Raw genomic sequence first — 7109 nt, forward strand, 5'->3', positions numbered from 1 at the left:
ATGCGATTACAACGATTCTGTTCTGTTCTGCTGTTAAGCACATTAACTTTTAGTTTGGCTAAAGCTCAAAAGCCTGTTAAAAAATCCGATAGCTGGCCGGCTATTGAAAAGCAGATGAAACCCTGGACCCGCTGGTGGTGGATGGGAAATGCCGTAGACGAACAGGATTTGAATGCAGTTTTAAAGAAATATGCAGATGCTGGCCTTGGTGGGGTAGAAATTACGCCAATTTACGGTGCTAAGGGCTTTGAAAAGCAATATTTGCAGTTTTTATCACCAGAGTGGATGAATATATTGCACTATACGGTAAATAAAGCCAATACTTTAGGCTTAGGAGTAGATATGAACACAGGTACAGGCTGGCCTTTTGGCGGTCCGCAGATTAAACCCGAAAATGCAGCAACTAAGTTGATTACCCAGCAATATACACTTAAAGCTGGCGAAAAGCTGACTGAGGCCATAAAGATTAAAGAAGCCAAACAGGATTTTGCACAGTTACAGGCTTTAACTGCTTATGGTACCAATGGGGAGGTACTTGATCTGTTTTCAAAAGTTCAGGCTGATGGATCTTTAAATTGGTCGCCACACCATGGCAGCTGGGATATTTATGCCGCTTTTGCAGGTAAAACCAGGCAAATGGTTAAACGTGCAGCACCTGGTGGAGAAGGTTTTACTTTGGATCATCTCGATAAAAATGCTGTTGATGTTTACCTAAAAAGATTTTCAGATGCTTTTGGAAGCAAACCTCAGGGCATTCGCTCTTTTTTTAATGATAGTTATGAAGTGTATGGTGCCACCTGGACACCTACTTTTTTTCAGGAATTTAAGAGAAACAGAGGCTACGATCTGGCAGCGCATATTAGAGACTTAACCAGCAAAGATTCTACAGGCGAAAATATAGCCCGTTTAAAATCCGACTATCGTGAAACCATGGATGAACTTTTGCTCCATAATTTTACGCAAAACTGGACCAACTGGGCGCACCATCTTAACGCTGTTACTAAAAACCAGTCACATGGTTCTCCAGGCAATCTGCTCGATCTTTACGGAGCGGTTGATATTCCTGAAACAGAAACCTTTGGTTCAAGTTATTTCCCAATTCCAGGTCTTAGACGTGATGCAGGAGATATCCGCAATGTAGATCCGGATCCGATAATGAGCAAATTTGCCTCTTCTGCCGCGCATACAGGTGGTAAAAAACTGGCTTCTTCCGAAACCTTCACCTGGTTAACCGAACATTTTAAAACATCGTTTTCGCAGTGTAAACCAGAAGCAGAGCAATTGTTTTTGGCAGGAATAAACCATATCTTTTATCATGGTACCACTAATTCGCCAACAAATGTGCCTTGGCCGGGATGGCTGTTTTATGCTTCGGTAGAAATGAACCCAAACAACAGTTTGTGGCCACAAGCGCAGGGTTTAAACAATTATATAGCCCGTTGTCAGTCTATTCTTCAATCAGGAAAGCCAGATAACGAACTGTTAATCTATTGGCCGATATATGACGTGTGGAACAAGGCAAAAGGTTTGGATATGCCCTTAAAAGTGCACGATGTTGATGACTGGCTGCATCCAACCGCATTTTATAAATTATCAAAGGAGCTTTCTGAATCGGGTTATTCCTTTGATTTTGCATCTGACCGGTTATTAAAACAATCAAGTGTCAGCAAGGCACTACTCAGTACCAATGCAGCGGCTGCACCTTATCAGGTATTAATTGTTCCGCAATGCGAAATGATCAGTCCTGAAACGCTAGATCAAATGATAAAATTGGCCAGCAATGGCGCAAAAGTCATTTTTCAGGCATTGCCTCGGGATGTTCCGGGTTTAAATAACCTGGAAGCCCGCAGGGCACAGCTAAAAGCCACTTTAGCTAAATTCATTTTCACAGATAGCGGAGATGGCATTAAACAATTTAAAATAGGTACAGGGCTCATCCTGCTTGCTGATGATGTACAAAAAGCATTAAATTCGATAGGAATTAATAGAGAAACGCTAACTGATACAGGCCTTCAGTTTATCAGGAGAAAAACAAATACTGGCAAATATTATTATCTGGTAAACCATACTGCAAAAGATATTGATACCAGACTTTCTTTAAATGAAAGTGGACAGGTTTTGATCATGGACCCGCAAAGCTCGGCTGTAGGGGTAGCAGCAGTACACGATAAAAAGGTCCGCGTTCAGCTTAAATCGGGAGAAAGTTTGTTTTTAAAGGTTGATCAGGATGGAACAGCCAAAACACCCTCCTGGGTTTATTTGAATAAAGTTGCCAATTTGATTAACCTTAACCAACCCTGGAATTTACATTTTACCGAAGGTGGACCAGCGCTTCCATCAGATCAGAAATTAGACAAATTGGTAAGCTGGACTACTTTAAACGATCCTAAACTACAAGCCTTTTCTGGTACTGGGGTTTATACCTCAAGTTTTAACCTGAGTTCGAAAACCGCTAAAGAATATGTTTTAAACCTGAACCAGGTAGATGAAAGTGCACGCGTATGGATCAACGGTCAGGAAGTGAGCATTTTATGGAGCATTCCTTTTCAGGCACGCGTTGGCAAATACTTAAAAGCAGGCCATAATACCATCAAAATTGAAGTGGTTAATTTAATGGCGAACCGTATTCGTGATATGGACATCAAAAAAATCCAGTGGCGGAATTATCACGAAATCAATTTCGTAAATATTAACTATAAGGATTTTGATGCTTCGGGCTGGAATGTAATGCCTTCGGGATTAATCGGCCCGGTAAGTATTACAGCTTTTAATTAATCATATACCATCATTCTTGCACAGGTAAGATCTTAAAATTTTGTGCAGATCAAATATATTTTATCATGAAAAAACTCATTATACTCGCTTTGTTTATCGCCATTGGTATAAATACCATGGCACAGGATTATCTCATCACCAAGTTTGGTGTTAGTGCCGATAGCACCAAACTCAATACCAGAGCCATTCAAAGTGTGATCGATCAGGCTTACCAAAAAGGTGGGGGTACCATTGTAATCCCGAAAGGTGTTTACTTAACGGGAGCGCTCTTTTTTAAGCCTAAAACGAAATTATTGCTGCAAGAAGGTGCTGTGCTTAAAGGGTCTGATAACATACAAGATTACCCTTTTATTCCATCGCGTATGGAAGGGAGAAGCTTAAAATATTTTGCAGCCTTAATTAATGCGACAAAAGTAGATGGTTTTAGTATCTCAGGCCCGGGTACCATTGATGGAAATGGACTTAAATTCTGGAAAACATTTTGGGCCCATCGCGATTCGCTTAAGAAATTAGGAAAAGAATCTACAAACCTGGAGGTTAGCCGTCCACGGTTACTTTTTATCTGGGGATGCAATAATGTAAATATTAAAGGGGTAAAATTGCGTAATGCTGGATTCTGGACAACCCATTTATATCAATCTAATCATGTATTAATTGAGAACTGTGATATCCGCTCACCATTTCGGCCCGTAAAAGCACCAAGTACTGATGGTATAGATATTGATTTTTGTAAAGAAATTACGATAAGAAACTGTTATATCTCGGTGAATGACGATGCAATTTGCATTAAAGGAGGCAAAGGCCCCGATGCACAGAAACTGCCAGAAAATGGAATTGTCGAAAACGTTTTAATTGAAAATTGTACCATTGGCGAATCGCACGCTACTTTAACCATGGGAAGCGAATGTATTCATGCACGCAATATTACCATACGCAATTGCAGGGTAGAGAATAATTGCCCCATTTTAAGGATGAAAATGCGTGGAGATACTGAACAGCTTTACGAAAATATTACGGTAGAAAACATTACCGGGAAATGCGGTGCAATTATCGATATAAACCCTTGGAGGCAGTTTTTCGACCTTGGAGGCAGCACTGTAAAGCCATTTGGTACCATCAGGAATATTAAGCTAGCCAACATTAAAGTTGAGGCAACAAAATTTGGCGAAATGGATGGGAATCCTGAAGATAAAGTATCGGGTTTTCTTTTTAAAGATTTAGAAGTAACTGCTAAAACGCCATTTTTGAAAAACAGATATCAGGATGTTAAAATCAAGAATGTAATGGTAAACGGAGCACCGTTGGTGGTTAAACCTTAATCTTGATGAAACTAAAAGTGCTTGATGAGACGCATAGTACTAGACCAGGATTGCCAACATGAAAGATTGCTTTGTCGTTCCTCCTCGCAATGACGATCTTTCTATAAATCTGAGTTTGATTATCCTATCGGTAGGTGTCTCACCGACCGAAATAGAATCAGGAAATGAGCAGTTTGTGGTTCTTGGCGGTTTGCAGTCCCGCTTTCGCTCATAGTCCTCTCCCGATGAAAAAATCGGGATGCGGGCTATTCCGCTCAATCTGATTTAGTAACAAAGGTTTGTGCACCTTGCAAAACCCCCAAAATGAAATACTGCATTAGCTACTTAGCCCCGGTTGAAGCGTTACCCTGCAGCAACGAGGCACGAGTTAGCGAAGCGTATAAGCGGAAAACGGGAAGAAATTTAGTGTGTAGTATAAGGCCATGCGCTCCAAAAATGATAAAAAGTATCTTGGTTACCTTATCCTATCGGTAGGTGTCTCACCGACCGAAATAGAATCAGGAAATGAGCAGTTTGTGGTTCTTGGCGGTTTGCAGTCCCGCTTTCGCTTATAGTCCTCTCCCGATGAAAAAATCGGGATGCGGGCTATTCCGCTCAATCTGGTTTAGTAACAAAGGTTTGTGCACCTTGCAAAACCCCCAAAATGAAATACTGCATTAGCCACTTAGCCCCGGTTGAAGCGTTACCCTGCAGCAACGAGGCACGAGTTAGCGAAGCGTATAAGCGGAAAACGGGAAGAAATTTAGTGTGTAGTATAAGGCCATGCGCTCCAAAAATGATAAAAAGTATCTTGGTTACCTTATCCTATCGGTAGGTGTCTCACCGACCGAAATAGAATCAGGAAATGAGCAGTTTGTGGTTCTTGGCGGTTTGCAGTCCCGCTTTCGCTCATAGTCCTCTCCCGATGAAAAAATCGGGATGCGGGCTATTCCGCTCAATCTGGTTTAGTAACAAAGGTTTGTGCACCTTGCAAAACCCCCAAAGATGAAATACTGCATTGGTCACCTAGCGCCGGTTGAAGCGTTACCCTGGAGCAACGAGGCACGAGTTAGCGAAGCGCATAAGCGGAAAACGGGAAAAAACTTAGTGTGTAGTACAGGCCCTGCGCTCCAAAAATGAGAAAAATATTTTCATTGGCATGGTTCGTGTCTCTACGTACCTAAAACCTTATTCCGTGCTTTCAGTGTTTCCGTGGCAAAAAAAGGCAAAATGTTACCAATCCAACTTCAATAAAGCCACACCTTGCCTGGCTAATTCCAATTCAAAAGCACCACTTGCAGTGTTAAATTTTTTAGGTTTGCCAATCATTTTAAGTTGACCAGATTTTTCTAATGTGGCAATCTGCTTTGCATCCGGATTTTGTGGTGAGCCCATTTTTTTCCATTCCGAATAAGAATTACTGTTTTCATTATCAATGCGATATTGGGTTATGGTTACTGTTTTGGCAGGTAGTTTATTTAAAGAGATGGAAACAAGATCTTTCGAACCTATTTTATCCTCGTCATGGTAATTCCACAACATAACAGCGGCCGTTTTCTCTGCTTTAGTAGCCAAAACACCTATGTCTGTTTGTGGTTTTCTGACGCTCGAATCCAAAACAGACTTTAGATTGTACATGCGGTTGCTTGTGGCTTCCACGCGGTTTCCTTTCATCTGGCCAAACATCCTAAATACATTTAAAACAGGTTTATCTACACCGTTGGTGGCTAAATCTCGAAATCCGGCAAACCAAGGCTGGTTTTCAAATTCGAACGACCAGGTAACAGCACCTAAAAGGTTGATATTATATTGATCGGTAAGTTCATAAAGCCTTGCAAAAGAGGCTGCAGTATAACTTGAATACATGGTGCCGTTACGATAAGCATTTTCGGGATTGGTACTCATACCACAGGCTGCACAGCCTTCAGGATCGGATTCGCCGATAATGACAGGGATGTTTTTAAGCTGAGGATATTTATTGATGATCTTATAATTGCCATCAATATTGCGGAGCTGCGCCCTTACATTCATCACTACGGTACCGTTAACCACACGCGGCGACCCTTTGGCATGGAACAGCACAGCATCTAAAGGCGACCCGATTTTACCGGTTACATAATTGGTGTCGTTTAAGCAATGGTTGATAAAGGCATCTAAATATTTCGTTCCGCCACCTGTTACGTTTGCTCCGCCAATTTTTGCCGTAGGTAAAGCCCTTTTAAGCCCATCGGCAGCGTAATCGTATAGCTTAAAGAATTCGGCCTGCGTACCTTTCCAATAAGCGCCATCAGGCTCGTTCCATACTTCCCAGTACCAGCTTTCTACCTCTGCCTTGCCATAACGTTCTACACAATGTTTAACCCACTCATATACCAAATTACCCCACTTTTTATAATCTTTTGGCGGGTAAGCCCAACCGGTTAAAATTTCATCGTAACGTACGCCTGGTTTCCATTTGTGCTGGTAAGGAAAAGGTTTGGTTGAGAGCGCCTCCGGCATAAAACCAATTTGCGCTAAAGGTTTCATGCCTCTTTTTACATAGGTGTCAAAAATCTGGTCAACAATTTTCCAATTATAAACCGGATTACCCTTGGCATCTTCGGTGTAGGCATTTGTAGACCCCCATTTTAAGGCAGGGGTACCGTCTCCGGAGGTGAGTAAATTATGTGCGCGCACGTACACGGGAACCGGACTTAATTTCGAAATTTCTGTCAGCAGTTTCTGGCCATCTTTCATATAGGTATAATTCGGTTCATCATAACCGAACCATGCCCATATGGGTTTCATTGGTGCAATGTTCCGGTCGAAATTGACCTGAATGTTAGCATTTGACTGAGCGTTTGCCGTATAGATGAAAGCGGTTAAGCTAAAGAGTAGGAGATAAGCTTTTTTAAATATTTTCATATCGTGTTATTTTAGAGATTTCGTCATGCTGAACTTGTTTCACTGTTGTCCGGTTAAAATTGATTATTGAAGATAAATAAGGCTTATTGGCTAATTAAGGTTGTTTATGTTTTAAAATCTATTTCTAAGGTC

Annotated in this window: 3 protein-coding genes; 2 read left to right on the forward strand and 1 reads right to left on the reverse strand. The window is 41.4% G+C overall.

Annotated features, from left to right (window positions below; genetic code table 11):
* Together HDC90_RS18895 and HDC90_RS18900 are read left to right on the forward strand one after the other, a co-directional pair.
* Window positions 1-2775, forward strand: coding sequence for a glycosyl hydrolase (locus tag HDC90_RS18895; RefSeq protein ID WP_184469161.1), 2775 nt, complete (start codon window positions 1-3; stop codon window positions 2773-2775).
* A 65-nt stretch (window positions 2776-2840) separates the two neighbouring features.
* Window positions 2841-4094: a glycoside hydrolase family 28 protein gene (locus HDC90_RS18900; protein WP_184469163.1), complete on the forward strand. Its 1254-nt coding sequence runs from the start codon at window positions 2841-2843 to the stop codon at window positions 4092-4094.
* A 1212-nt stretch (window positions 4095-5306) separates the two neighbouring features.
* Here HDC90_RS18900 and HDC90_RS18905 read toward each other — a convergent pair.
* Window positions 5307-6977: a beta-xylosidase gene (locus HDC90_RS18905; RefSeq protein ID WP_184469164.1), complete on the reverse strand. Its 1671-nt coding sequence runs from the start codon at window positions 6975-6977 to the stop codon at window positions 5307-5309.
* Window positions 6978-7109 lie beyond the last annotated feature (132 nt).

Origin of the sequence: Pedobacter sp. AK013, assembly GCF_014205835.1 — a bacterium.
GTDB lineage: Bacteria > Bacteroidota > Bacteroidia > Sphingobacteriales > Sphingobacteriaceae > Pedobacter.